Consider the following 26,950-nt stretch of genomic DNA (forward strand, 5'->3'; position numbering starts at 1 on the left):
CTTATTTATGCGCTTAACAAATTTGCGCTGACTTTAATCACCACTTTTTTTATCTCTGCGGGCTCGGTTATTACGCATCCTGGCTTATGCGGTTCACCCGGCATAAAGATCGCGAACATACCTGGCGTCAGAATGACCGACTGTTCGCCATCAATCGCGTTGCACAGCTGATAATCCTCCTCAACGTGCATCTCCTCGCACTGCATTGAGGAGCCGGCTACGCCGAAAAAAATCTGCTCTTCGCCCGCCAGTAATATCTGGATATCGATAAACTTCGTATGTAGTTCAGCCTTTTTATCTGCCGGAAACTCCGTCATAAACTGCATCACATTCATAAAGACATTATCCCCTTGAAGTTCAACGCTTCCGGGAGAAAGACTCAATAAATCATGATCCAGGGCGAGGGATATCGCCTTTTGTAGCCCCGACGACACGCCAGCCAACAATGGATTGTTTACATCACCGATTATCATGGCTTCTCTCCTTGCCCCATAGCGCCGCTCCCAGCAGGCCAGCATCATGGCGATAGTGTGCTGCGCATAATGGAACCTGGTAAATAGCCGGTTCTTGCGCCAGATAGTCCCTCACCAACGGTAAGTACCCATCCGCCAGGCCAATACTGCCGCCAACGACCACGCACTGGCAATCGGTCAACGCTTTAACATCGGCAATCATCCGCGCCAAAGTTTGTGCCGAGCGCTGAATGAGTAAACGCGCCTGCGGGTGGCCTTGCGCCGCAAAAGTAAAAATAGATTTCGCATCCAGTCCGCAGAGATCGTCAGTTGCCGCCGCGGCGATTCCCCGTCCGGAAGCAATAGCCTCTACGCAGCCGACGCGACCGCAGCCGCAAAGCGGTCCGTCAGGATCGGCTAACGAGTGCCCCAGGTGTCCGGCCAGGCCTCCGGCCCCGGTAAGTAAAGTACCGTTGCTCACCACGCCGCCGCCAACCCCGGTAGAAACGGTAATAAACGCCATATCGCTGACCTTATCAGCCATCGCCTGGTATTCCGCCCAGGCTGCCGCCTGAGCATCATTTATCGCCAGCGTTGGCAGACCGGTTATTTCTCGTAACGTTTTTACCAGCGGGAAGTGCATGAGTCCGCCAAGATTCTGTGGATTAATTGCAATCAGGTTTCCTTCACGAATAATCCCGGTCGAGGCTATCGCGACGCGCTTTGCCCGCATGCACAGAGGCCTGACAAGCGCCTCCAGCGCCGTGTTCAGAGCATCCGCTGTTTTGCTGGCAGGAGTGGGTAGCTCGCGACGATCGCAGAGCAGCAGGTCATCCGTTACCAGCGCCGCAGCAAGCTTCGTACCGCCAATATCTATCGCCAGCGTCGTCATGACTTCGTCTCTTTTAACGCCGTGTTATACCACTGGCAAATATGTTCCAGGCGGGTAATCGCAGAACCAACGGTCACCGCCCACGCACCGTGGCGTATGGCTTCCGCTGCCTGAGCCGGTGTGTTGTAGCGCCCTTCCGCATTCACCCTGCAGCCGGCCTCCGCCAGCGCTTTCACCAGCTCCAGATCTGGTTCATCCGGGGTATACGCCATGGTATAGCCCGACAGCGTAGTGCCGATGATTTCCGCGCCAAGAGCCTGACAGGTCAGGCCATCCTCAAGAGAGGAGCAGTCGGCCATCGCCACCAGCTTGTGCTGGTGGATACGCGCCAGTAGCGTTGCCACTGGAACAGGGCGCGCTCGCTCTGTGCCATCAACGGCGATAATATCGGCGCCAGCCTGCATCAATGCATCGATATCTTCCAGATAGGGCGTGATCCTTACCGGCGAATCATCCAGATCGCGTTTAATAATGCCGATAATCGGCACCTTTACCTGCGCGCGTACCGCGCGCAGATTCTCTACGCCTTCAATGCGCAACGCGACCGCCCCGGCCTGCTCCGCCGCCAGCGCCATCGCGGCAACGATCTCCGGCTTATCCAATGGGCTGCCGGGTACCGGTTGACAGGAAACAATAAGACCGCCGTTAGCGCTAATGCGTAAATCCAATTCTTTAAGCAAAGACATACTCGCTCCCTGATAAATATGAATACCCGGCACCGCAGCCGGGCTGTTGTTATCTGGTCTTAACTAAGCCGCTTTTGTTACCACCAAAAGGCACCGCTCCGATTAGAGGTTTACCATCGATCGCATCATGAGTTCGTATCGCTTCCGGCCGAATCCAGCGCTGTACGCGGGACGGCATATCCAGCGCAATCAGCAGGATTACAACGAAGGTCAGACCAAAAGAGAGCGATCCCAACGCGGTACCCAAATCCAAACGCTGGGCAATTAAGGCACCCAGCACCGGCGCAATCGCGCCTCCCAGCGCCCCCACGTTGTAGGTAAAACCAAGTCCAGCCGCCCGCTGATCGGTATCGAAATAGCCGCCAATCAGTTTTGGCAAGATCCCGGAGATCCCCTGCCCTAACATCTGCTGGAAAAACAGAAGCAGGCCAAGAACCCAGATGTTTGTGCCGCCAATTGCAAAGACCGGAATAATCAACAACTGTGAAGCCAGCAGGCTGTAAACATAGGCCTTGCGGGTGCCCAGCCAGTCCCCGAGAAATCCGCCCACACAGCAGCCAACCGCCGCGCCAAACCCGCTGAAAAACAAAATCTTTGCCACCGTCGTCGGGTCATAGGCCAGCTCGGTTTTCAGATAAGTCGGCAGCAGCGCCTGAATTGGCCATGAATAAAGGAAGGCGAAAAGTACCACCACCATCAGCATCACGCCCGTAGGCCAGCGTTTACCGCTGCTCTGCACCATAAAGCTGATAAATATCACCGCGCACATTACGCCCAGCAGCAGAACGATACCTGCATTTTGTAAGCCACCGGCAAAACAGAACCATAGGGCAGTCGCCGCCACGATGGTCATCAGGATGTTAATAACCCGATGCTTGCCGCGATAAAGCAGATCGACCATAGTCTGTACCGGTTCTTTGCCTTCATGATTCTCTTTCCAGTCTTCGGCTTCCGGAATATTTTTCCGCAGCCAGAGGGCAAATACGATGGGAACAATGCCGATGAAAAAAAGCGCGCGCCAGCCCCAGACGGGTACCACCAGGCTATAAACCTGCGCGGCGATAACTGCGCCAACGGAAAACCCGGAAATCAGAAAACCGCTGGCCTTATTGCGTAAATGCCTTGGCCAGCTTTCGATAACGTAAGTGGCGCTGGAGCCGTACTCTCCAGCCATTCCCATACCGATAACCAGACGCGCGATAAACATTGTTGTGTAACCCGGCGCAAAACCGCAGGCCAGCGTACCGAGAGAGAACAGAATAATGCTGGTCACCATCGCCAGGCGTCGACCATAGCGATCGCCCATCGCGCCAAGCATCAGACCGCCAAACCAGCGAGAAATGAAAGCCGCTGAGATGAGACTTGCAGCCTGAACGGTCGTCAGGCCAAAATCCCCCTGCACTTCGGTGAGCACCAGGGCGATTAATACAAAATCAAAACCATCAAGCAAATACCCGAGCCAGGCGGCGGAAAAAGCCCGCCACTGGGGACGGCTAAGATGGCGGTACCACGGGATGTTCTGGGGCAGTGTACTCATTTTACTCTCCCGACGATGTTTGTTGTCGCGCCAGGGGGCTTCGCTTGCCCGGCCAGGAAAGAGCAACCGCAGGCCGTAAAGCACTGTCGCCACCCGGCTACCGATCAGCCGTGTTCCTGCATTAGCTGCTGCGCCAGCGCTTTCAGCTCCGGCAAGAATTTTTCGTCTACCGGTGCAAACGGCTTACGGCACAGCGGCACAGAGACCACATCCATATAGTGCAATACGGTTTTCAAACCACGGAATACGCCGGTTTTAATCAACAGGTCGATTACCTTATTGCACTCACATTGCAGCTGCTGTGCTTTGGCAACATCACCCACTTTCAGCGCCGCGACCATTCCCTGGTAACGCCAGCCCATGATGTTGTAAGTACTCCCAATACCGCCATCAGCTCCTGCCAACAGGCCTGAGGCAAATATCTCATCGTAACCGTTGTACAACACCAGATCCGGATGAGCCCGTCGGATCTGTTCCATCTGGAATAGATCGCCTGAAGTCTGCTTTAGCGCACCGACGCCAGGCAGCGTCACCAGGGTATTGATTTGATCGAGGGTCAGCTTCACGCCGCTTAGCGCCGGGATGTTGTACACCACCATCGGCAAGCCATCAGCCGACTCAATAATGGCCTGATAATGCGCGCAGTGTTCTTCGAAACTAAACGGATAATAGAACGGCGTGACGGCGGAGACAGCATCGTAGCCATAACCTACCGCAGCCCTTGCCAGTTGCTGGCTTTCGAGGGTACTCACGCAGCCGACATGGGCGATAAGAGTCATTTTGCCTTTCGCCTCTTCCGCTACGATCTCCAGCACTTCCTGACGCTCTGTGCCGCTCTGGACAAAGGCTTCACCGGTAGATCCTCCAACATATAGTCCATCAACACCCTGGCGCAGATTAAATCGCACCAGTCGACGCAGGCTCTCTTTATCCAGTTTTTGCTGCCCATCGAACGGCGTAAGCAACGCCGCCATAACCCCACGTAAATTGACCGCCATATCTACCTCTTTGTGAATTTTTAATGATTAACTATGTACCTTTATACCTGTTATACCAGATCAAATAAGCAGCAGAGTAATAGAGAACGCTTATAATGCGATCTATTTCACTAAACGATCCTCAGGATCGTGAGGGTAAACTATGAGATCAGGCTTTCTGACCTAAGGCGTGCCAGGTGGCGGATACGCTATTGAGGTGGGTCTGGAGGGCGCGATCGGCTTCGTCAGGATCGCGACGACGAATAGCATCAACAATAGCGATATGCTGTTGATAGCTGACGCTGTTATGTTCGTGCAGTTCGCGCTCGGGCACCGTTGGCCGGGCGGCGATTAGCCAGTCCAGCAGGGCCACATGGATAGCCATAAAGATTGGATTACCGGGGATTTCCGCAAGCACGCGGTGAAATTCAACGTCAGAGCGGATAAACAGCGCATTGTCATCCAGCGATTGACTGTTGATCTTTAGCGCTTGCGTCAGCTTTTCCAACTGCTCATTGCTGGCGTGTTCTGCGGCATAGCGAACCAGACTGGACTCAAAAAACAGACGCAGCTGTTCAAAATGCGCGATACCGCCAGGGTGAGACAAAAAGTCTTTCGCCATGCCGGAAAGCTCGCCAATGATGGTGTCCGCTGAAGGCCGGGAAACGCGAGCGCGTTCGCCGTTGCTGATCTGCACCAGTCCCTTACGCTTCAGCGCCGCCAGCGCTTCACGAACCGAAGGACGTCCGACGTTAAAAAAGGTCATTAGCTCACGTTCGGACGGCAGCTGTTCACCCTCCGCAAACTCCCGGCGCCGGATCATCTGCTCCAGCTCTTCTTCCACCATTTCAGACAGTTTTTTGCGCGCCAGAGGACGGCGGCCAAGGCTGTTGCCAATGGAGGACGGGGTATCTTCGGCTTGTGGATCAAATGCGCTCATAGGGACCATTGCGTGATTTGTGACAGCATGTGACGGCTGTTCCATCTTAACACAAGAATTTTGCAGAGAGCATAAAACAGGCCCCGAAGGGCCTGGTAAGGATTACTTCACGACGCGCAGCGCCGGGCGGCCACCGCGCGGCGGCGGCGTGTCGTCAGGATCGTCGTCGTGATTGTCCGGCTTATCGCCATCAATCACCGACATCACCGTTTCGCTTTCACTCTCAGGCGCGACGTCATCATCGTTGAGGCTGCTGACGTCTTCGTCATAGGCCGCTTCCGGTTCAAACATCGTGCCAGCGCCGTTCTCACGGGCATAGATGGCGAGTACCGCAGCCAGCGGGACAGACACGTTGCGCGGCACGCCGCCAAAGCGCGCGTTGAAGCGCACTTCGTCGTTCGCCAGCTCAAGATTACCTACCGCACGCGGAGCAATATTGAGAACGATTTGCCCGTCGCGCGCGTACTCCATCGGCACGAGCACGCCCGGCAGTGTGACATCCACCACCAGGTGCGGCGTCAGCTGGTTATCCAGCAGCCAGTCATAAAACGCCCGCAGCAGATACGGGCGACGCGGCGTCAGCTGTGATACATCCATTATTTAGCCCCGACCGAGGCGCATTTCACGCTCGGCTTCAGTTAAAGAAGCGAGGAAGGAATCACGCTCAAATACGCGAGTCATATAGCCTTTGAGCTCTTTCGCGCCTGCGCCAACCAGCTCCACACCGAGAACCGGCAAACGCCACAGCAGCGGCGCCAGGTAGCAATCCACCAGGCTGAACTCATCGCTCAGGAAGTAAGGTTTCTGGGTGAAGACCGGCGCGATGGCCAGCAGTTCTTCACGCAGCTGCTTACGCGCAGCATCAGCTTGCGCTGCGGTACCGCTCTGGATGGTGTTCATCAGCGAATACCAGTCCTTCTCGATACGTTGCATATACAGACGGCTTTCGCCACGCGCCACCGGATAAACCGGCATTAACGGCGGGTGCGGGAAACGCTCATCCAGGTATTCCATAATGATGCGGGATTCCCACAGAGTGAGCTCACGATCCACCAGCGTCGGTACGCTTTGATTCGGGTTGAGGTCAATCAGATCCTGAGGCGGGTTGTCCTTCTCCACGTGCTCTATCTCAAAACTGACACCCTTCTCGGCCAGCACAATGCGGACCTGATGGCTATAGATGTCAGTAGGACCAGAAAACAGCGTCATTACCGAACGTTTGTTGGCAGCGACAGCCATGAAAACCTCCAGGTATATTCAGAATTTTGTACTGCTGCCAGCCACTCATGGCCAGCCAGATGTAAAAACCCCATTAGCGCGATGTCACCTTCGTTCACGAATAAAACAAAAAATGAACAATCACCAGCATTTGGGCAGAAAATTGGATGATAGTTTACCAGATTTTGAAGACGTTGTGGTGAGGGGATTCTGGAAATGCTGAAAAAGTGGCGAGAACCGGCGGTAAGCTTGTGGATAACAGTCGTTTTATCCATAAAAAAACCCGCCGAAGCGGGTTTTTTCGCAAATTGTTCTGCGTGAGCAGAAAACAATTAACGTTTGGAGAACTGCGGACGACGACGTGCTTTACGCAGACCGACTTTCTTACGTTCAACCTGACGAGCGTCACGAGTGACGAAGCCAGCTTTACGCAGTTCAGAACGCAGGGACTCGTCGTACTCCATCAGAGCGCGGGTGATACCGTGACGGATCGCACCAGCCTGACCAGAGATACCACCACCTTTAACAGTGATGTACAGATCCAGTTTCTCAACCATGTCAACCAGTTCCAGCGGCTGACGAACTACCATGCGGGCAGTTTCACGACCGAAGTACTGTTCCAGAGAACGCTGGTTGATAACGATTTTGCCGTTGCCCGGTTTGATGAAAACGCGAGCTGCGGAACTTTTGCGGCGACCAGTGCCGTAGTATTGATTTTCAGCCATTGCCTATAATCCCGATTAGATGTCAAGAACTTGCGGTTGCTGTGCCGCGTGGTTGTGCTCGTTACCCGCGTAAACTTTCAGTTTACGGTACATAGCACGACCCAGCGGGCCTTTTGGCAGCATGCCTTTAACCGCGATTTCAATCACACGCTCAGGACGGCGGGCAATCATCTCTTCAAAGGTCGCTTCTTTGATACCACCGATGTGGCCGGTGTGGTGGTAGTACATTTTGTCTTCGCGCTTGTTGCCGGTAACAGCAACTTTTTCTGCGTTCAGAACGATGATGTAATCACCGGTATCAACGTGCGGAGTGTATTCCGCTTTGTGCTTACCGCGCAGGCGACGAGCCAGTTCAGTAGCCAGACGGCCCAGAGTTTTACCGGTCGCGTCAACAACATACCAGTCGCGTTTTACGGTTTCTGGTTTAGCTGTAAAAGTTTTCATTAAAAGCTTACCCAAATAATAAGTTACACGTTGGTGAACACCCAAACGTTTAGTCAGTTGAGGTTCACACGACATTGTCCAGCAAACCTACCCCTTCGAATAGCCTATGCCGGCACATAGAAAGTTTCGGGAAAAAAACCTTCTCGTAACGTGGGGTCGCAAGATTATAGAGAAGTCGGGGTCAAAGATCGACCCCTTTATGAGATTTTTCAGGCAGCTCCCGGGGCGGCCCTGCGGCCCTGAATTCGCCGGGAAAAGTGTCCTGTCAGGGCATATGCGGGCGCTTGAGGTACTCTTCGCTCTGCATCTCCTGCAGGCGCGACAGACAGCGCTGGAACTCAAACTTCAGCCGCTCTCCCTGATAAATGTCGTACAGCGGCACCGCCGCGCTGACCACCAGCTTCACGTGGCGCTCATAGAACTCATCCACCAGGGCGATAAAGCGCCGGGCTTCGCTCTCCAGCTGCGCGGTCATCACCGGCACGTCGAACAGCATCACGGTGTGGAACAGGCGGGAGAGCGCAATATAGTCATGCTGGCTGCGGGCATCCACGCACAGCGTGGCGAACGACGCCGCCAGCGTCTGGTTTTCCACGCCGAGGGTCGGCAGCTCGCGATGGTTGATCTCCAGCGTCGGCCCGGCAGCGCGCGGCGCGCCGGCCAGCGCCAGCCACAGTTTATCCATCTGTTCGCGGGTGTCGTTATTCAGCGGCGACAACCACAGGTGCGCTTGGGTCAGGGTACGCAAGCGATAATCGATGCCGGCATCAACGTTCATAATATCGCAATGCTGCTTGATGGCGTCGATAGCGGGCAGAAAACGGGCGCGCTGTAGACCATTGCGATAGAGCTCATCCGGCGGAATATTGGAGGTCGCCACCAGCGTGATGCCGCGGGCGAACAGGGCTTTCATCAGACCGCCCAACAGCATGGCGTCAGTAATATCGGAGACAAAAAACTCGTCGAAACAGAGCACGTCAGTTTCCGCTTTAAAGCGGTCGGCGACAATCTCCAGCGGGTCGCTATGGCCCTGCAGGGTGGTCAGCTCTTCATGCACCCGCAGCATAAAGCGATGGAAATGCAGGCGCTGCTTACGCTCGCCCGGCAGGCTCTGGTAAAACAGGTCCATCAGCCAGGTTTTCCCTCGCCCCACGCCGCCCCACATATACAGGCCGCGGACAGGCGTCGCCTCGGCTGCTGGTTCGCGCTTACCCAGCAGTTTGCCGAATTTCGCGCGCAAACCGCCGCCTGACGCGACGGGCGCGGGCTGAGTCTGCAGCTCCTGGTAAATGGTATCAAGGCGGCTCACCGCTTCTTGTTGGACGTCGTCGGGTTGATGGCTGCCCTCTTTCAGGGCTGAAAGGTAACGCGATGTTGGAGACAGGCTTTGCATGATCTAATTGTTATTCCTTGAAAACCGTGATGTCGAAGCTCACGATTGACGAAAAAAAGGCCGTTCTACACTACGCGATGATACGCCAGGATTCCACTTCTGTGGAATTAGCGGTTATAGTGGCACTATCGGGCGCAGGCGGAGAGCCTAAGAGCCACCCTACGGAACCACAATACAACGGGAGATGTTCATGACCTGGGAATACGCGCTAATTGGGTTAGTCGTCGGTATCATCATTGGTGCCGTCGCCATGCGTTTCGGCAACCGCAAACTGCGCCAGCAGCAGGCGCTGCAGTTCGAACTGGAAAAGAATAAAGCCGAGCTTGAAGAGTACCGTGAAGAGCTGGTCAGCCATTTTGCGCGCAGCGCCGAGCTGCTGGATAACATGGCGCACGACTACCGTCAGCTGTATCAGCATATGGCGAAAAGCTCTAACAACCTGCTGCCGGACTCCATGGCAGACGCCAACCCGTTCCGCAACCGCCTGGCAGAGTCTGAAGCCAGCAACGATCAGGCGCCGGTCCAGATGCCGCGCGACTACTCCGAAGGCGCATCCGGTTTACTGCGCGGTGGCGCAAAACGCGATTAATCGATCGCCTCTGCTAAAATATTCTCCGGGCGCGCCCATCGCGCCCGCTCCTTCCCCCACTTCCCGGCTACAATTTAAACCAGTCCCCACATTGTTACCTGCGCAAAAATTCAATAACATCAGGTTATTCAGGACATTTTTCCATACACCTCAGGTTACGAGAGCCAGCATCTAATGAAGAAACAGACTTTGCTGTTGAGTGCGTTAGCGTTAAGCATTGGGTTATCGTTGTCGGTTCTGCCTCCGGCAGCAGCATCCTTACCGACTCAGGTGCCCGGCCAGGGCGCGTTACCAAGCCTGGCGCCGATGCTGGAAAAGGTCCTGCCGGCGGTAGTCAGCGTGCAGGTGGAAGGCACTGCCTCGCCGACGCTCAATATGCCGGAAGAGCTGAAGAAATATTTTGGCGATAACGCCCCGCAAGAACAGGCGCAGCCGTTCGAAGGGCTCGGGTCCGGCGTCATCATCGACGCAGCGAAAGGCTACGTGCTGACCAATAATCACGTCATCAATCAGGCGCAGAAGATCAGCGTCCAGCTGAACGATGGCCGTGAATTTGATGCCAAACTGGTCGGCAGCGATGAACAGAGCGATATTGCGCTACTGCAGCTGATTAAGCCGTCAAACCTGACGCAAATCGCCATTGCTGACTCCGATAAACTGCGCGTCGGCGACTTCGCCGTCGCCGTCGGCAACCCGTTCGGCCTTGGCCAGACCGCCACCTCCGGCATTATCTCTGCCCTTGGCCGCAGCGGCCTGAACCTTGAAGGGCTGGAGAATTTCATCCAGACCGATGCCTCCATCAACCGCGGCAACTCCGGCGGCGCGCTGTTGAACCTCAACGGCGAGCTTATCGGGATCAACACCGCGATCCTGGCGCCGGGCGGCGGCAGCATCGGCATCGGCTTCGCCATCCCGAGCAACATGGCGAAAACCCTCGCCGACCAGCTCATTCAGTTTGGCGAAATCAAGCGCGGCCTGCTGGGCATTAAAGGCATGGAAATGAGCGCCGATATCGCCAAGGCGATGAACCTCAACGTTCAGCGCGGCGCCTTCGTCAGTGAAGTGCTGCCAAACTCCGGCTCCGCCAAAGCGGGGATCAAATCCGGCGACGTCATCGTTAGCCTGAACGGCAAACCGCTGAACAGTTTTGCCGAGCTGCGCTCGCGCATTGCCACTACCGAGCCGGGGACCAAAGTCAAACTGGGCCTGCTGCGCGACGGAAAACCGGTCGATGTCGAAGTGACGCTGGATAAGAGCACCTCCTCCACCGCCAGCGCTGAGCTGATTATCCCGGCTCTGCAGGGTGCCTCGTTTAGCGACGGTCAGATGAAAGATGGTACCAAAGGGGTGGTGATCGATAATGTCGATAAAGGCAGCGCCGCCGCCCAGGTCGGCCTGCATAAGGATGACATTATCATTGGCCTTAACCGGGAGCGTATTCATTCGATTGCCGAACTACGCAAAGTGCTCGAAGGCAAACCGCCGGTCATCGCCCTGAACGTGATCCGCGGCAACGAAAGCATCTATCTGCTGCTGCGCTGATTGTCTCCCCGGACATCGCCGCCATGTGCGATGTCCGGACAACTCATGCTATGCTGCGCCTGACCATTCATTAACGATATCTGCATCATGCCTGGAAAGTTATTACGTTCAGTACTCATCGGTTTGCTTGTCGGGGGCCTGCTGTTGGCCTTGATGCCTTCGCTGCGCCAGTGGCAGCTGGCGCCGACCACTCAGAACGATACGGCAGACGACTCCCCTGCGAGCTATAACGCCGCCGTACGCCGCGCGGCGCCCGCCGTAGTGAACGTCTATAACCGCGCCCTGAACAGCACCAGCCATAATCAGCTGACGCTTGGCTCCGGGGTGATCATGGATCAGCGCGGCTATATCCTGACCAACAAGCATGTTATCAATGATGCCGATCAGATCATTGTCGCACTGCAGGACGGCCGCGTCTTCGAAGCGCTGCTGGTCGGATCCGACACCCTGACTGACCTCGCCGTGCTTAAGATCAACGCCACCGGCGGGCTGCCGGTGATCCCGATCAACCCGAAACGCACGCCGCATATTGGCGATGTCGTCCTGGCGATTGGCAACCCCTATAACCTGGGGCAGACCATCACTCAGGGGATCATCAGCGCCACAGGGCGCATTGGCCTCAACCCCACCGGGCGCCAGAATTTCCTGCAGACTGACGCGTCGATCAACCACGGTAACTCCGGCGGGGCGCTGGTGAACTCCCTCGGCGAGCTGATGGGCATTAACACCCTCTCCTTTGACAAAAGCAATGACGGCGAAACGCCGGAAGGCATTGGCTTTGCGATCCCGTTCCAGTTAGCGACCAAAATTATGGATAAGCTGATCCGGGATGGCCGGGTGATCCGCGGCTATATCGGCATTAGCGGCCGGGAGATCGCCCCGCTACACGCGCAGGGCGGCGGGATCGATCAGATCCAGGGGATCGTGGTTAACGATGTCGCGCCGGACGGACCGGCCGCACAGGCGGGGATCCGCGCCAACGACGTGATCATCTCCGTGAATGACAAACCTGCGGTCTCTGCACTGGAAACGATGGATCAGGTGGCCGAGATCCGTCCGGGATCGGAAATTCCGGTAGTCATCATGCGTGATGATAAGAAAATCACGCTCCATATCGCCGTCCAGGAATACCCGGCCACCAACTAAGCGGCTCTCCGGCTGGGGGCTACGTTATTTGCTAGATGCCGGATCGGCCGGGAATCTGACCAGAAACCCGGTCACCATGAATGCAAGGCAATAAAAAGCCGGAACAACGGTTCCGGCTTTTTTGCACGTGCGAGGTTACTTGTTAACGAAGTCTTCGCCGAGCGCGATATCTTTCTTCAGGGTGTCCAGCATGCCTTCCAGCGCCTGTTGCTCAAAGGCGCTGAGTTTGCCGATAGATTGACGCTCTTCCACGCCGTTTTTCCCCAGCAGCAGCGGCTGGGAGAAGAAACGCGCATACTCGCCGTCGCCTTCCACGTAGGCACACTCCACTACACCTTTTTCTCCCTGCATGGCGCGAACCAGAGAGAGACCAAAGCGCGCAGCCGCCTGACCCATCGACAAAGTCGCCGACCCGCCGCCCGCTTTCGCTTCCACGACCTCGGTACCGGCGTTTTGAATGCGTTTAGTCAGATCGGCCACTTCCTGATCGCTAAAGCTGACGCCCGGGATCTGCGACAGTAAAGGCAGAATGGTGACCCCGGAGTGACCGCCAATAACCGGGACTTCCACCTCGGTTGCCGATTTACCTTTCAGCTCCGCCACAAAGGTATTGGAGCGGATGATGTCCAGCGTAGTCACGCCGAACAGTTTGTTTTTATCGTACACGCCAGCTTTTTTCAGCACTTCGGCGGCGATAGCCACGGTGGTATTCACCGGGTTGGTGATAATGCCGATGCAGGCCTGCGGGCAGGTTTTGGCAATCTGCTGCACGAGGTTCTTAACGATACCCGCATTCACATTAAACAGGTCTGAACGATCCATGCCGGGCTTACGCGCTACGCCCGCGGAGATCAGCACCACATCAGCGCCTTCCAGCGCTGGGGTAGCATCTTCACCGGAAAATCCTTTAATTTTTACATCTGTGGGGATATGACTTAGATCTACCGCCACGCCCGGCGTAACCGGAGCGATGTCGTACAACGAGAGCTCTGAACCTGAAGGCAGTTGGGTCTTAAGTAGTAGGGCAAGCGCCTGGCCGATACCACCGGCAGCGCCAAGGACTGCAACTTTCATCCTAAACTCCTTATTATGGTTAATTTAGTCTTTCGTTATTCCGTCGCCTGGACCTTAATTCACAAGATGAACAATTACAATGATTATGGCTGAAGAATGCATGATTGTGCGTAGCAATAGAACAGCGGCGCACGTTATGCTTCCTGACTGACCATCCAGCAAAGCGAAGTACCGGATCGACTATTGGTTACAATACACCCAGCCAGTTGCGCAAAACAACACCAACTCAATAACATTTCATTTACTTTTACATGGCTTTAAGCGTTGTGATGAGAACATGTTCCTTATACGGTTTTTTTGCTAAAATATGCCCCCTTCATAACATTATTGACCTATCCCTTCGCGGATTATTTGCATAAAAATTCACGGTTATGCATAATGATGTTGATTTTACCACCATAATCTGGGTGACTTATGCGAAGTTCGGCAAAACAAGAAGAACTGGTTAAAGCGTTTAAAGCGCTGCTTAAAGAAGAGAAATTCAGCTCGCAGGGAGAGATCGTTCAGGCGCTGCAGGAAGAGGGCTTCGAGAATATCAACCAATCGAAGGTTTCCCGCATGCTCACCAAATTTGGCGCGGTTCGTACCCGTAACGCCAAAATGGAAATGGTCTATTGCCTGCCTGCCGAGCTTGGCGTGCCGACCACCTCCAGCCCGCTGAAAAATCTGGTGCTGGATATCGACTATAACGATGCCGTCGTGGTGATCCATACCAGCCCCGGTGCAGCGCAGCTGATCGCCCGTCTTCTCGACTCGCTGGGCAAGGCGGAAGGTATTCTTGGCAGCATCGCCGGGGATGACACCATCTTCACCACGCCAGCGCGTGGTTTCACAGTAAAAGATCTGCACGACGCTATCCTGGTACTGTTCGAACAGGAACTCTGAGCATTCCCCTCTGGCAACCGTCAGAGGGTGGATTACTCCCTCTTCTCTCCCCCCTTTCAACTCAACAAAAATTTAACATTTTGTGTGATTTAGCCTGTCTATACGTTCTTTTACGTAAGGCAAACGCCTAAAACGCACAAAAGATCAAAATCGTATACCTTTATGATTTTATTAGAAATAAAACTTATCTCCGTCTACGACTTGTCATTTTTAATTCTTATCGGTTATAAAAAGCGCAATCCATTGTGACTATTAACGCACAAAACAATTAGCACGGTATTAATATTTTTGGTGATTAGTGTATACTTGTTTTTGTGATGAGGGTCACGAAACAAAGACCCTCAACAAAAAGATTCGACGAGGTGAACATCATGAAAATCAAAACCACTGTAGCAGCTCTCAGCATCCTGTCCGTCATGTCGTTTGGCGCTTTCGCCGCTGACGTTATCAACAGCGAGCAGGCCCAGGGCCGCGAGGCCATCGGCACAGTATCCGTCGGCGCGGTAGCATCATCCCCGATGGATATGCATGAAATGCTGAACAAAAAAGCGCAGGAAGAAGGAGCTTCTTCTTACCGCATTATCGAAGCCCGCACTGGCGACCACTGGCATGCCACTGCTGAGCTGTATAAATAAGTTTTAGATCGTCAACGATTAACCGACAAAAATTCTCTACCGCGGCCCGGCCCCATTCATCGCCCGCCGCGGCGAAACAAAGACTGGAGTAAAGATTATGAAACGCGCAATGATCATCGCATCCCTTGGCCTGGCTTCCCTTCTCTCTTTCGGCGCAAGTGCGGCCGTTCAACAAGTGAACGCTGAACAAGCACAAAACCTGCAGTCCATGGGCACCATCTCGGTTTCCCAGGTAGGTAGTGCGCCAATGGACATGCGTCAGGAACTGGCCGCTAAAGCCGAGAAAGAAGGCGCCAGCAGCTACCGTATTATTGAAGCACGTACCGGCGATAGCTGGCACGCCACCGCTGAGCTGTACAAATAAACCCTCGTCGTCTTATTTCGACGACTTGCCCCCGCCTGCCGGGGGCTTTTTTATGCCTGCCGGGCGTTAAAACGTAACTCCCCCTCCAGCTCTTCCTCTGCTTCATCAAATAATAAAATTAATGCCCCAAAGCGCCGACGCTGCTTGTCATTTAAATGGATGAACTCAATGTCCAGCGGCAGCGGCCCACCGGTCACCGCGTCCCATAGCGAATCAAGGTTGTTGACCTTATCCTGAGCCAGGTCGAAGGTCCGGGAGAACTCCCGGTAGAAATCCTGTTGCTCGGCGATTTCGTCAAAATCAAACGTATAGGTGGTCATGACAGCCCCTCCCGCTTCTCTTCCTGTCGCCGTTAAGTATAGCGATAAAAAAACCGACGCCTGGGCGTCGGTTTATGGGTTAACTGCTGGTCAGCACATGCTGGTACTTGTGCAACATCTCAACCAGTCGCCGTACCGGCTCGGTCACCTGCGGCGAAGCCTCCCAGACCCGCAGCTTCTCCTGATAAACATCAAGCTCCGCCAGCAGCCGGGTAAAGTAGCGCCGACGCTTATCATCGCTCCCGGCGGAGATGACATGATCCGCAGTACGTCGCAGCTGGCGATGGAACGCCGACAAATCCTCGTTCACCGGCACGGGCGCATCGCGCAGGCGCTGGTGGGCAATGATTAACGTCAACGCCAGACGGAAACGGGCGACATCGCCGGGAAATTTGTTGAGCAACAAAAACAGCTGCTGATAGAGCGCGGGCAGATGATTCTCTTTGCGACGCGCCGAGTTGGTGGTCAGCGAAGAGACCGCCGCGGAGACAAACTGGTTCAGCAGCACCCGACCGGTTCTGGCCCGGGAGTTATCCCTGACAATCAGAATAACCATCAGAGCGAGGAAACAGCCGACGATCTGCCCCAGCGCGCTATCGAGGAACTGGCTGAACTGGAACTGCATCGGGTTATCCAGCACCAGAATGTTGATGGTGCTCGCCAGCGCTCCCAGCGATCCGAGGCGCCTTTTCTGCACTTCGATACCGATAAAAAACGCCATCGCCGCCAGGCTGATACAGAGCAGCAGCATACTCTGCTGCGTCGCCGGCATGATCACCAGAAAGTACAGGGTACCCAGCGGTAACGCCGCCAGAGTACCGTAGAGGAAGTCTATCGCCACCATTCTCGGGTTAGGTAGACGCATCGCCAGCGCGGTAACCACGGCAATCATTACCATCGCCCCGCTGCCTGAGGTCCAGCCCGTCCACAGCCAGAACAGCGTCCCGAGGATACAGGAGACGGAGGTGCGCCAGAAGTTCACCATCGCGTGGTGACGCTCGGCGGACTCCACTTTAACCACCGTTTCGCCGCGCAATACACCGTCTTCGATACGGCTGATTTTGGTATTGCCCACCACGCCACGCTTAAGCAGCAGGTAACGGGTGGCTGCGCCTACCCAGCTGTAGATGGTGACCGGCGTATTATGCTCGCCTTTCCAGGTCAGGAAGCGACGCATACGCTTCAGCTGCTGGTGAACATCCTGCACTGTCTCAACCGGCTCAGCAAACAGCTCGCGGTAGTCGTCCGTCACCATTTCCGGTCGCGAGTTCTGAATCAGGTAGGTTTCGCAAGCCTGGGTGATAAGCGTTAGCGAGAGGGTATTGATCGCCTTCAGGCGTTGATTCGCCTTAGCCCAGCGAGAGGATTCCATAATCAGGTTACTGCGCATGCCTTCCAGCGCGGTGGTGCGACGCACCAGCGCACCCCAGGCCTGATCCACTTCCTCTTTTTCGCCGTGCGCAACGCATAACTGCATCAGCTTATACTGTGCAATCAGCAGGTTATCCAGCTCAAGGTCGATCTCTTTTTTAATCGAACGCGGGGAGAAAAGCAGATCGGCGACGATGGCGCTGACAATCCCGATGACAATTTCGCTGCAGCGCTCAACGGCAAACTGCGGCGCCAGCATCGGATTGGTGTGGATGGTAATAATGATAATCAGCGCGGTGTAGCCGGCCAGCCCCCAGGCATAGGAGTTTTCGACCTTGACCAGCGACGAAACCCAGGTACAAAACCCTGCCCACAGGCAGCATACCAGCATCATCAGCAGAGGGGCGCGGATCATCAGGATGATGATAACCAGCGCCGCAATACAGCCGATAAAGGTCCCGGCAATACGCAACATGCCGCGATAGCGGATCGCGCCGGAGTACGGCTCTCCCCCGGCGGCAAAGGCCGGGCCAGCGGCGACGATTGCCGCGGTCAGCACCGCCCAGCGTGGCGTTTCGAGCTGAAAATGGAAGCCGACGAACAGCGCCAGCACCACCGCGCATGCAAGCTTAATGGCAAAGCGGAGATGCTGGGGAGCAATAGTATATGTCCCCATAGCGATTAACCGAATTCGCGCAGGCGCATAGCCAGTTTCTGGAAGAAGTTGGCCTGGCTGGTATCACGGTCTTCTTTACCGGTGATCACCACCGTCGCCGTGGTGCCCGATGGCCACAGATTCCCCTGCTGGTGGTCAAGACGAATACGTACCGGCACACGCTGCGCCAGACGCACCCATTCAAGGTTGGAATCCACCGAGGCCATCCCTTTCGAGTCGCTGCTGCTGCTGGCGTTGGTTACCCCCGCAGCGATACTGTCCACCGTGCCTTTAATGGTTTTGCTGCTGCCAAGCGGGGTAATTTCCGCCCGATAGCCAGGACGGACGCCTTCCAGTTTGGTCTCTTCCAGATAGGCCATGACGTAAAATGTATTCTCTTTCACCAGCGCCACCGCCGTGGAGCCGCGAGTGATAAATTCCCCGGTATAGACGTTAAGGTTGGTTACCCAACCATCCGCAGGGGCGCGAATCTCCGTGCGCTCCAGGTCCAGTCTGGCCAGGTCGCGGCTGGCCACCGCTTTCGCCAGCTGATGCTCAACCGTCTGCAGCACATTGTTCGCCTGGTCAATCTCTTCCCGCGACATCGCCTGGACGCCAAGCTTATTACGCCGACCGGCTTCGACACGTTTTTCCTGGGCTAACGTCTGGTAGTAGGCGACATCGGCTTCCGCCTGCGCCAGCGCTTTTTGGTAACGAGGCTGGTCAATAACGAACAATACCTGGTCTTTCTTAACCAGTTGGTTATCCTTGACGTTTACCTGGGAGATCAGCCCGGAGACGTCGGGGGCAATGGCCACAATGTCGGCGCTAAAGCGCGCATCCCGCGTCCACGGCGAGGCGGTGTAGTAAACCCAGGCGCGGAAAATCGCTACGAAGGCCAAAATGACCAGTATCACGGTAATAGCAGTACGGAGGATATTTCTTGTTAGTGTTTTCACATCAACCTCAAACGAACAAGCGCGATATCAAATAAAAAAGGCAGCAATATAGCGCCGTATTAAACAGTGCAGGGTGCCAGACAAAATCGTAAATGCCGGTCGGAACCAGCAATCGGTGCACCAGCCAGAAGATGGCCAGCGACAACAGCAACTCGAAGAAGATCGGCGGAAACGATAAGCCGAAAATCACGATGACAGGAAACAGACTCATGATGACCTTGAATAAGAAGCGTACAGGTAGTGAGCAGATGCGTTTATTATGTAGCTAACAATATATTAACGTAACGATTGCCGCATTATCTACAATGTGTGATCTAAATCACTTTTAAGCCAGAGTGAATAATGGAACGATTAAAGCGCATGTCCGTTTTCGCCAAAGTGGTCGAATTAGGTTCCTTCACCGCAGCGGCCCGCCAGCTTCAGATGAGCGTTTCCTCAATCAGTCAGACCGTCGCCAAACTGGAAGATGAACTGCAGGTGAAGCTGCTCAACCGCAGCACCCGCAGCCTTGGCTTAACGGAAGCGGGTAAAATTTACTATCAGGGCTGCCGTAGGATGCTGTTTGAAGCGCAGGATGTCCATGAGCAATTATACGCATTTAACAACACCCCCATCGGGACGCTGCGTATCGGCTGCTCTTCAACTATGGCACAGAATGTTCTGGCGCGCATAACGGCGAAAATGCTGAAAGAATACCCCGGGCTCTCCGTCAATCTGGTCACCGGCATACCTGCGCCGGACCTGATCGCCGACGGTCTTGACGTGGTGATCCGCGTGGGTGCCCTGCAGGATTCCAGCCTTTTTTCCCGCCGCCTGGGATCAATGCCGATGGTATTATGCGCCGCGAAAAGCTATCTGGCGCAGGCTGGCAATCCGGAGAAACCGGCCGATCTTACCGGGCATGCCTGGCTGGAATATAGCGTGCGGCCGGACAATGAGTTTGTCATTATCGCGCCGGAAGGGATCTCAACCCGCCTGACCCCACAGGGGCGCTTTGTGACCAACGACCCCATGACGCTGGTGCGCTGGCTGACCGCCGGGGTGGGTATCGCCTATGTGCCGTTGATGTGGGCGATCGAAGAGATCAATCGTGGTGAGCTTGAGATCCTGCTGCCGAGCTACCAGTCCGATCCGCGGCCGGTTTACGCCCTGTACACCGAAAAGGATAAACTGCCGCTGAAAGTGCAGGTCTGTATCAACTATCTGACGGAATATTTTGTCGACGTGGCGAAGATCTATCAGGGGATGCACGGGAGAGGGATCGCCCGCTGAAGCGGTTCCCGGCGACGCCGGGAACCCGGTCAGGATCAGGCGGTGCCGCCGACGGTAAGATTATCGACCTTCAGGGTCGGCTGGCCAACGCCCACCGGCACGCTCTGGCCCTCTTTGCCACAGACGCCGACGCCGTTATCCAGACGCAGATCGTTACCCACCATCGAAATCTGCTGCATGGTCTCAATCCCGGAGCCGATCAGGGTAGCCCCTTTCACCGCCTTCGTGACCTTGCCTTTTTCGATCAGATAGGCCTCGGAGGTGGAGAAGACAAACTTACCGGAGGTGATATCCACCTGCCCGCCGCCGAAGTTAGGCGCGAAGATACCATAGTCCACCGACTCGATAATCTCCTGCGGCGTGGACTGGCCCGCCAGCATATAGGTGTTGGTCATACGCGGCATCGGCAGATGGGCATAGGATTCACGGCGGCCGTTGCCGGTCGGCGCGACGCCCATCAGACGCGCATTGAGTTTATCCTGCATGTAGCCTTTCAGGATGCCATTTTCGATCAGCACATTGTATTGACCCGGCGTGCCTTCATCATCGATAGCCACCGAGCCACGACGGTCGACGATGGTGCCGTCGTCCACGACGGTGCACAGTTCAGACGCGACTAATTCCCCCATATGGCCGCTGAAGACCGAGGTGCCGCGACGGTTGAAATCGCCTTCCAGGCCATGACCGACCGCTTCGTGCAGCAGGACGCCAGGCCAGCCGGCGCCGAGCACCACCGGCAGCATTCCCGCCGGGGCGGCGACCGCCGAGAGGTTAACCAGCGCCATGCGCACCGCTTCTTTCGCCCAGGCGTCGGCCCGCACTTCGCCCTCCTGAGAGGCGAGGAAATAGTCATAGCCAAAACGCCCGCCGCCGCCGCTGCTGCCGCGCTCGCGTTTGCCGTCCTCTTCCACCAGTACGCTGACCGAGAGGCGCACCAGCGGACGAACGTCCGCGGCCAGAGTGCCGTCGGTGGCGGCCACCAGAATCAGTTCATAGACGCCGCTCAGGCTGGCCGAAACCTCCTGCACACGCTGATCCGCCGCGCGAGCGACTTTGTCGACCCGGCGGAGAATATCCAGCTTCTCTTCCCGGCTCATACTCTGCAGCGGGTCGATGCTGGTATAGAGGGCGCTGTGCTCTACGGCGCCGAGCGTCTGTACTTTGCCATTGCCGGTCTCGCGCACAATGGTCCGCGCCGCCTGGGCGCTCTGCTCCAGCGCCAGCTTGCTGATCTGGTCAGCGTAGGCAAAGCCCGTTTTTTCGCCGCTGACGGCGCGCACGCCTACGCCCTGGTCGATATTGTACGACCCATCTTTAATGATGCTGTCTTCCAGAACCCAGGATTCGTGATAGCTCGACTGAAAATAAAGATCGCCGTAATCGAGGCGGCGCTCGGTCAGTTGACCAAGAATGGCAAACAGGTCCTGATGATTCAGGCCATTTGCCGACAGTAATTGTTCACTTACCAGGTTCAGACTCATCGTTATGCTACTCGTTTGTTGCCGCCTGACAGGCGGAAATACAGAAGGCTATCTATTGAGATTGCGGCAATTCCCGGCAATCGTCAAATCATTGCTTTTTGTTGCTGCGCGCCTGGCGCAGCACTTCATTGATCTGCGGCTGGTCAATCGGGCCGGTGATGCGATAGCGCAGTATCGAGACTTTATTCCACAGCGGCCCCAGCACCTTGCTGGCGGCAAACACCGCCGCGCCGACAATCGGGTTGACAGCAAAAGCCGCCGCCACGCCGACGGTCGCGGAGATCTCCGGCGCGACCACCGCCTGCAGATCCAGCTGGCGACGCACCAGATCGACCGACCCTTTCATGGCAATGTCCGCCTCCAGACCATCCACCAGCGTATCATCGGTATGCAGTACGCCATCCTTAATCCATGCCGTACTGTTAATCGAGTCAAAGTAAAAACCTTCGCTGAAGGTATCGCTGAAGTCGAAGCGCAGTTTGCGCAATAGGGCATCGACGCTCAGCAAACGCAGCAGCTGGCCTGCATGTCCGGTACTCAGGTCGGTAAACTGCCCCTTGCCGAGGTGGCTTTTAATGATCCCATTGAGCGAGGCGACATCGGGTGACCAGGGCGGCGCGCGCCAGTGGAGATCGTAGTCGATATCAAACGGCGAATCCTTCACCGGTGTGGAAACGCCAAAGAAATCCGCAAATTCATCCGTTTTATTGCCATGCAGTCTGCCTTTCAGCGAGGTGCGCACCCCGGAAGGGGCGTTAACCCACACGCCGTCGGTCGTCAGCCGGCCAAACCCGGTATCCACCAGGCCGTTGGAGAGCGTTAAGGTATCGCCCTTGATCGTCACATCGCCGTCGATGCGGCCATATTTTTGCCCCCACAGCCAGCATTCCGCGCAGCGCAGTTGCAGATCGGGCCAGCCGTGGAAATCCAGCCGCGTCTCCGCCTGAGAAGTCACGTTCTCCGTTCCGCCCTTGCCGCTGGCGCTGGCCGGGTTGAAATAGAGATAACGCACATTTGCCAGCCACGGGGCATTGTCGCGCATCGTCAGGGTGGCGTTGATCTCACGCCCCTGCGCCTCAACCTGCGAGCCGCCGGCGACCGGCTGCGACATCAGGCTGACGTTGTTCCATTGCTGGCCGGCCAGCGCCAGCGACGGCGTACGCAGCACAATGCGCGGTGGAAAGAGGACGCTGCTGCTGACTTCATTCGCCGCGCCCTTCTGGAACAGCGCCAGCCACTGCGCGCCATCCATCGGCGGCAGATTGAGTTCAACGCCGGGCTGGTCGGGCAGCGGAGAGAGGCCTTTGCTATCCGTCGTGAGGATCGCTCTGTCCAGCGTCAGCTTACGGTTCAGCAACCAGCGGCTGTTGATATGATTCTTCGCGCCAACGGATCCGGTCAGGTCGAAGCTGCTCAGACCGCCGGCGACGTTAATTTTGACCGGCAGGGGTTCGCCAGCGGACTTGTTGACCGGTGAAGGTAAGTGACTGCTCACATTCTTCAGATCGCCATTGATATCAACCTTATAGCTGGGATTGCCATGGTACGGCAGCTCGATAGCGACCTTGCCCTCCCACGGAACGCTACCGCTCAGCGTCTCATTAACCGCTTTCGGCAGCAGCCCGGTGCGCGACGGCTGCCAGGTGGCATTCATCCCGACATCCACCAGAAACGCTTTTTCGCCTTCGCGGGTGGAAAAATTGAGGTTCAGCGGCTGATTAAACCAGGTCGCGCTCAACGTTTGACTATTAAGATCGCCATTCACGAAGCTGAAATTACCGCTCAGGTTCTGCAACGTAGTATCTAGCGGTTTGATAAACAAGGTATTATTCTGCAGCCGTACATCGCCTTTCGCGGTGGTCATCTCGCCGTCGAGGGGGATATTCAGATGTAAGCGAGCGCTCACATCCCCATCCAGTTGCAGGGAATCCAGCGCTGCCCCGAGCGACGCTTTCAATGGCGTGGTGTTGAAATAAGGGCCCACCTCTTTGCCCGGGCCTTTGATGTCAGCATCAATCAGCAGTTTTTCCTGCGCATAATCCGGGATCACGGCATCGAGATTGCTGGCGGTCACATTGCCGAGCATCGCTTTATCCGCCCGCATCCACAGGCCGCTGTTGATAAAATTGAGGTCGATATTCAGCCCGGTCAGCGCCGGCCAGTCCGGTTGAAAAGCGAAAGTGGCATTCTTCAGCGGGACGTAAACCTGGAACTGGCCTTCATTGTGCGGATACGGGAACAGATGTGGGTTACCGCCATATACCAGCGTCGCATCGCGGGCCTGCCCGGCTTTAATCGCGCCGCTGAGATAGTCCACCAGCGCTTTGCCCATCAGGTTTTCCGGGAAGTAACGCCACGCCTGGCCGCCATCGTTGGTGCTGATCCCCGCCAGAATGCCCAGCCACGGATCGTCCCCCTGCGGTTGCAGATAGCGGAAGCCGCCGCGGGCGCGTACCCCCGTCGCCTGCACGTCAATATCGCGGCCATCAAGCATAAAGCCTTTGTCATTTTTCACCCAGCTGAGGGTGGCTTCGCCAGCGGCGATCTCCAGCGGGGCCCGGAAAACTCCGGCATACGGCATCTGCGCCTTCGTCATGCGGGCGCGCAGTTCCCCGTGCTCCACGCTGCCATTCAGGCTGCCGGAAAAGTGTTCCGCTCCCGGCAGGAGTTTCCACTGCTTCCACGCCAGATCGCTCCACTGCGCCTGAAAGCGCGTTTTCTCCGTCGCCTGCAGGGGAATATCGAGAGCCAGCAGATTAATTTTGCCGCTGGGCTGCGTGGTGCGCCAGAGTTCGCCCAAAGAAGGCGCCAGCTTATCGGCAAACGGCTGCAATCCGCTCAGGCCACTGAGCGCTAAATTGCTGGCGCGAATACGTAATTCATCGCTACGCTGATGACCGTCGCCACCGACATCCTGCCCCGGGATCCACGCCATCGCCAGCGCGCCGCTTGGCCACGGTTTATCGTCGATCGCGATCCGCGTATCGGGAATATAGAAGCCCCAGCTCTGCTTGTCGTGAGAGAGATGCGCCGTCAGGTTATCCACTGACAGATGATGAACCTCGCTATCCCCTTGCCAGCTGGCGCCCCCTTTTTTCAGCCATACGTCGCCGCTGGCTACATCGCCTTTTTCAATAGTCATCCAGCCTTCGAGGCTGAAGCGGGCGCTTTTCAGCGCGATATTGTCCTGCATCCAGCGGCCCAGCCAGGGTTTGACGTCAATATCGTCAGCCTGCAGCCAGACCCGGCCTTTATTCAGCAGGCCATCCTCATCGCGGAGATCCATCCGCACCTGCATGACGCCATGCTGGCCGGTGAGACTGGAAAGGCTGAGCTGCCCCTCGGCGCGGTGACGGTTCCTGCCGTTAAGCCAGGTCAGCTGCGGGACCGCCAGCTCCGCCCGCTGACCAGAAATGGTCAGGAAGCTCAGATGGCTGTCGCGCAGAGTAAAGTGGTCGAACTGACGTAAAAAGAGATCGCTGATGCGGTCGGTTTTCAGACTTTCGCCGCCGTCATTGGTCTGAATCGGGGTATTGGTATGGACCTGCAGCTGCCAGAAGGTGAGATCGCGAAACTGCCAGCGCATATGCAGCAGACTTTGCCAGACGTCCAGCGCCAGGGTCACGCGCTTGACCGCCATTGTCCCGCCATCCTTCAGCCCAACATGAATATCGCGGACATCTAATGTTGGGCCAAAAGTTTGCCAGCTGGCGGCGATCTGCGAGGCATCCACCGGCGTGCCGGTGAGGGCGGAGATTTTCTCCAGCAGCTGCGGACGCCAGGCGTCGAGCTGCGGCAACACGAGACGCAAGCCACTCACCAGCAGCGCGACGATAACAATCAATGTTGCCACGGTGAGCAATAAAATCCCGGGCAGTCGCCTCACGCCTCTCTCCTTGTCAGCCGCACAATGACGCGGTGTATTACATCATAACCACATCGAACTGCTCTTGATTATAGAGCGGCTCAATTTGTACCTTCACCTGCTTGCCGACAAAGATCTCCACTTCCGCCAGCGCATGCGACTCTTCCCCTTTCAGGGTTTCCGCCACCGCAGGGGAAGCATAGACCAGGAAGCGATCGGAATCATAAGCATGATGCACGCGAACGATCTCACGCATAATCTCATAGCATACCGTTTCCACGGACTTTACCGTTCCGCGTCCGTGGCAGGTCGGGCATTCGTTGCACAGCACATGCTCCACGCTTTCGCGGGTGCGTTTCCGCGTCATCTCCACCAGACCCAGCTGGGAGAAACCGTTGATGCTGGTCTTCACCCGGTCTTTGCTGAGGGCCTGCTCCAGGGAGTGCAACACCCGCCGGCGATGGTCTTCATTGTTCATGTCGATGAAATCAATGATGATAATGCCGCCGAGGTTACGCAAACGCAGCTGGCGGGCTATCGCCTGGGTGGCTTCGATATTGGTATTGAAGATAGTATCGTCAAGATTGCGGTGCCCAACAAACGCCCCGGTGTTGATATCGATGGTGGTCATCGCCTCGGTCTGGTCGATGATCAGATAGCCCCCGGACTTGAGCTCGACTTTACGCTCCAGCGCGCGCTGAATTTCGTTCTCAACGTCAAAGAGATCGAATATCGGCTGACGGCCGCTGTAGTGTTCCAGCTTGCTGGTCATTTCCGGAATATATTCGGCGGTAAATTCCAGCAGCGCCTCATAGGTCAGCCGCGAGTCGACGCGAATACGATCGAGATGCGCATCGGCAAAATCCCGCAGCACGCGCTGAGCCAGGGCCAGCTCGCCGTACAGCTGATAGCGGGTCTGGTTGCGCTTTTTGCGCTCCATCACTTTGGTCCATACGCGCTTAAGATAGGCGGCATCGGCGGCCATCTCCTGCTCGTGGACCCCTTCCGCGGCGGTGCGAATGATAAACCCGCCCTGCTCGTCGCAGTACTCTGCCACGACCTTTTTCAGCCGCTCGCGCTCGGCTTCGCTTTCAATCCGCTGAGAGACCCCCACGTGGGAGGCGCCTGGCATAAAAACCAGATAGCGGGAAGGCAGGGTAATATCGGTGGTCAGACGCGCGCCTTTGGTACCGAGCGGATCTTTAACCACCTGAACCATCAGGTCCTGGCCCTGACGCACCAGCTCCGAAATATCGCGCACGGTAAACTGCTTTTGCTCCTCACCGGCAACGCATTCGGTATGCGGCATGATATCGGAGGCGTGGAGGAACGCCGCCTTATCCAGACCAATATCTACAAAAGCCGCCTGCATTCCCGGCAGCACTCGGCTAACACGACCTTTGTAGATATTGCCTACTATTCCGCGTCGCGCTTCACGCTCAATATGGATTTCCTGCAGAATACCGCCATCAATATACGCAACGCGCGTTTCGGATGGCGTTACGTTCACTAATAATTCAGCCGTCAT

At 56.1% G+C, this 26,950-nt stretch carries 27 protein-coding genes; 7 read left to right on the forward strand and 20 right to left on the reverse strand.

Going from position 1 to position 26,950, the window contains the following annotated elements:
- Positions 1-5 precede the first annotated feature (5 nt).
- The 12 genes from nanQ to zapE all read right to left on the reverse strand — a co-directional run bounded on the left by nanQ (position 6) and on the right by zapE (position 9,264).
- Entirely contained in the window at positions 6-473 is a 468-nt protein-coding gene (gene nanQ, locus ACQUTP_RS21390) for an N-acetylneuraminate anomerase (protein ID WP_285755832.1), read from the reverse strand.
- Entirely contained in the window at positions 460-1,344 is an 885-nt protein-coding gene (nanK, locus tag ACQUTP_RS21395) for an N-acetylmannosamine kinase (protein ID WP_285755831.1), read from the reverse strand. The genes nanQ and nanK overlap by 14 nt, the downstream gene beginning before the upstream one ends.
- Positions 1,341-2,030: an N-acetylmannosamine-6-phosphate 2-epimerase gene (locus ACQUTP_RS21400; protein ID WP_065802882.1), complete on the reverse strand. Its 690-nt coding sequence runs from the start codon at positions 2,028-2,030 to the stop codon at positions 1,341-1,343. Before ACQUTP_RS21400 ends, nanK begins: the two co-directional genes overlap by 4 nt.
- A gap of 49 nt (positions 2,031-2,079) precedes the next feature.
- A complete protein-coding gene (locus ACQUTP_RS21405) occupies positions 2,080-3,567 on the reverse strand; it encodes an MFS transporter (RefSeq protein ID WP_285755827.1) in 1,488 nt (495 codons plus the stop codon).
- 104 nt (positions 3,568-3,671) lie between these two features.
- Entirely contained in the window at positions 3,672-4,565 is an 894-nt protein-coding gene (gene nanA / locus ACQUTP_RS21410; RefSeq protein ID WP_004206223.1) for an N-acetylneuraminate lyase, read from the reverse strand.
- 148 nt (positions 4,566-4,713) lie between these two features.
- A complete protein-coding gene (gene nanR / locus ACQUTP_RS21415) occupies positions 4,714-5,493 on the reverse strand; it encodes a transcriptional regulator NanR (RefSeq protein WP_004206225.1) in 780 nt (259 codons plus the stop codon).
- 93 nt (positions 5,494-5,586) lie between these two features.
- Positions 5,587-6,081, reverse strand: a complete 495-nt coding sequence (gene sspB, locus ACQUTP_RS21420) for a ClpXP protease specificity-enhancing factor (RefSeq protein ID WP_002918465.1) — start codon at positions 6,079-6,081, stop codon at positions 5,587-5,589.
- A 3-nt stretch (positions 6,082-6,084) separates the two neighbouring features.
- Positions 6,085-6,723, reverse strand: coding sequence for a stringent starvation protein SspA (sspA, locus tag ACQUTP_RS21425; RefSeq protein ID WP_002918467.1), 639 nt, complete (start codon positions 6,721-6,723; stop codon positions 6,085-6,087).
- Positions 6,693-6,977: a hypothetical protein gene (locus ACQUTP_RS21430; RefSeq protein WP_136023330.1), complete on the reverse strand. Its 285-nt coding sequence runs from the start codon at positions 6,975-6,977 to the stop codon at positions 6,693-6,695. Before ACQUTP_RS21430 ends, sspA begins: the two co-directional genes overlap by 31 nt.
- A 57-nt stretch (positions 6,978-7,034) precedes the next feature.
- Positions 7,035-7,427 (reverse strand): 30S ribosomal protein S9, encoded by a 393-nt coding sequence (gene rpsI, locus ACQUTP_RS21435; protein WP_000829818.1) that lies wholly within the window; start codon positions 7,425-7,427, stop codon positions 7,035-7,037.
- A gap of 15 nt (positions 7,428-7,442) precedes the next feature.
- A complete protein-coding gene (rplM, locus tag ACQUTP_RS21440; protein ID WP_002918559.1) occupies positions 7,443-7,871 on the reverse strand; it encodes a 50S ribosomal protein L13 in 429 nt (142 codons plus the stop codon).
- 265 nt (positions 7,872-8,136) lie between these two features.
- Positions 8,137-9,264, reverse strand: coding sequence for a cell division protein ZapE (zapE, locus tag ACQUTP_RS21445; RefSeq protein ID WP_004206226.1), 1,128 nt, complete (start codon positions 9,262-9,264; stop codon positions 8,137-8,139).
- Between the two features lie 190 nt (positions 9,265-9,454).
- On the opposite strand from zapE, the gene zapG reads away from it, so the two are divergent.
- The 3 genes from zapG to degS all read left to right on the forward strand — a co-directional run bounded on the left by zapG (position 9,455) and on the right by degS (position 12,541).
- Positions 9,455-9,853 (forward strand): Z-ring associated protein ZapG, encoded by a 399-nt coding sequence (gene zapG, locus ACQUTP_RS21450; RefSeq protein WP_004206227.1) that lies wholly within the window; start codon positions 9,455-9,457, stop codon positions 9,851-9,853.
- 174 nt (positions 9,854-10,027) lie between these two features.
- Positions 10,028-11,395, forward strand: a complete 1,368-nt coding sequence (gene degQ, locus ACQUTP_RS21455; RefSeq protein ID WP_017899931.1) for a serine endoprotease DegQ — start codon at positions 10,028-10,030, stop codon at positions 11,393-11,395.
- 87 nt (positions 11,396-11,482) lie between these two features.
- Positions 11,483-12,541 carry an outer membrane-stress sensor serine endopeptidase DegS gene (gene degS, locus ACQUTP_RS21460; RefSeq protein ID WP_004206229.1) on the forward strand — a complete coding sequence of 353 codons (1,059 nt, stop codon included), beginning with the start codon at positions 11,483-11,485 and terminating at the stop codon, positions 12,539-12,541.
- Positions 12,542-12,676: 135 nt separating this feature from the next.
- On the opposite strand, the gene mdh is transcribed toward degS, so the two are convergent.
- Positions 12,677-13,615: a malate dehydrogenase gene (gene mdh / locus ACQUTP_RS21465; protein WP_004206230.1), complete on the reverse strand. Its 939-nt coding sequence runs from the start codon at positions 13,613-13,615 to the stop codon at positions 12,677-12,679.
- A gap of 414 nt (positions 13,616-14,029) precedes the next feature.
- Between mdh and argR the strand changes: the two genes are divergently transcribed.
- The 3 genes from argR (at position 14,030) to yhcN-B (ending at position 15,499) form a co-directional block, all read left to right on the forward strand.
- On the forward strand, positions 14,030-14,500 hold the full coding sequence (gene argR, locus ACQUTP_RS21470) for a transcriptional regulator ArgR (protein WP_002918625.1): 471 nt from the start codon (positions 14,030-14,032) through the stop codon (positions 14,498-14,500).
- A gap of 371 nt (positions 14,501-14,871) precedes the next feature.
- Entirely contained in the window at positions 14,872-15,135 is a 264-nt protein-coding gene (yhcN, locus tag ACQUTP_RS21475) for a peroxide/acid stress response protein YhcN (protein WP_017899932.1), read from the forward strand.
- Between the two features lie 97 nt (positions 15,136-15,232).
- On the forward strand, positions 15,233-15,499 hold the full coding sequence (gene yhcN-B, locus ACQUTP_RS21480; protein WP_002918627.1) for a DUF1471 family stress response protein YhcN-B: 267 nt from the start codon (positions 15,233-15,235) through the stop codon (positions 15,497-15,499).
- Positions 15,500-15,549: 50 nt separating this feature from the next.
- On the opposite strand, the gene ACQUTP_RS21485 is transcribed toward yhcN-B, so the two are convergent.
- The 4 genes from ACQUTP_RS21485 to aaeX all read right to left on the reverse strand — a co-directional run bounded on the left by ACQUTP_RS21485 (position 15,550) and on the right by aaeX (position 19,015).
- The gene (locus tag ACQUTP_RS21485) at positions 15,550-15,819 is read right to left on the reverse strand and encodes a barstar family protein (protein ID WP_285755824.1); all 270 of its coding nucleotides are present in this window, start codon (positions 15,817-15,819) and stop codon (positions 15,550-15,552) included.
- Between the two features lie 79 nt (positions 15,820-15,898).
- Positions 15,899-17,866 (reverse strand): p-hydroxybenzoic acid efflux pump subunit AaeB, encoded by a 1,968-nt coding sequence (aaeB, locus tag ACQUTP_RS21490; protein ID WP_032456666.1) that lies wholly within the window; start codon positions 17,864-17,866, stop codon positions 15,899-15,901.
- A gap of 5 nt (positions 17,867-17,871) precedes the next feature.
- A complete protein-coding gene (gene aaeA, locus ACQUTP_RS21495; protein ID WP_004206234.1) occupies positions 17,872-18,804 on the reverse strand; it encodes a p-hydroxybenzoic acid efflux pump subunit AaeA in 933 nt (310 codons plus the stop codon).
- A gap of 7 nt (positions 18,805-18,811) precedes the next feature.
- Positions 18,812-19,015, reverse strand: a complete 204-nt coding sequence (aaeX, locus tag ACQUTP_RS21500; RefSeq protein ID WP_002918640.1) for a p-hydroxybenzoic acid efflux pump operon protein AaeX — start codon at positions 19,013-19,015, stop codon at positions 18,812-18,814.
- Positions 19,016-19,146: 131 nt separating this feature from the next.
- On the opposite strand from aaeX, the gene aaeR reads away from it, so the two are divergent.
- Positions 19,147-20,076: an HTH-type transcriptional activator AaeR gene (aaeR, locus tag ACQUTP_RS21505; RefSeq protein WP_004206235.1), complete on the forward strand. Its 930-nt coding sequence runs from the start codon at positions 19,147-19,149 to the stop codon at positions 20,074-20,076.
- A 35-nt stretch (positions 20,077-20,111) separates the two neighbouring features.
- Here the strand turns inward: aaeR and tldD are convergent, their stop codons facing one another.
- From tldD to rng, 3 genes are all read right to left on the reverse strand, one after another.
- Positions 20,112-21,557, reverse strand: a complete 1,446-nt coding sequence (tldD, locus tag ACQUTP_RS21510) for a metalloprotease TldD (RefSeq protein ID WP_004206236.1) — start codon at positions 21,555-21,557, stop codon at positions 20,112-20,114.
- Between the two features lie 88 nt (positions 21,558-21,645).
- Positions 21,646-25,443 (reverse strand): AsmA2 domain-containing protein YhdP, encoded by a 3,798-nt coding sequence (gene yhdP / locus ACQUTP_RS21515; protein ID WP_004206237.1) that lies wholly within the window; start codon positions 25,441-25,443, stop codon positions 21,646-21,648.
- Positions 25,444-25,480: 37 nt separating this feature from the next.
- Positions 25,481-26,950 carry a ribonuclease G gene (rng, locus tag ACQUTP_RS21520; RefSeq protein ID WP_004206239.1) on the reverse strand — a complete coding sequence of 490 codons (1,470 nt, stop codon included), beginning with the start codon at positions 26,948-26,950 and terminating at the stop codon, positions 25,481-25,483.

The sequence above is a fragment of the Klebsiella sp. 2-CIP_Kleb. genome, assembly GCF_050378715.1.
Taxonomy (GTDB): Bacteria; Pseudomonadota; Gammaproteobacteria; order Enterobacterales; family Enterobacteriaceae; genus Klebsiella; species Klebsiella quasipneumoniae.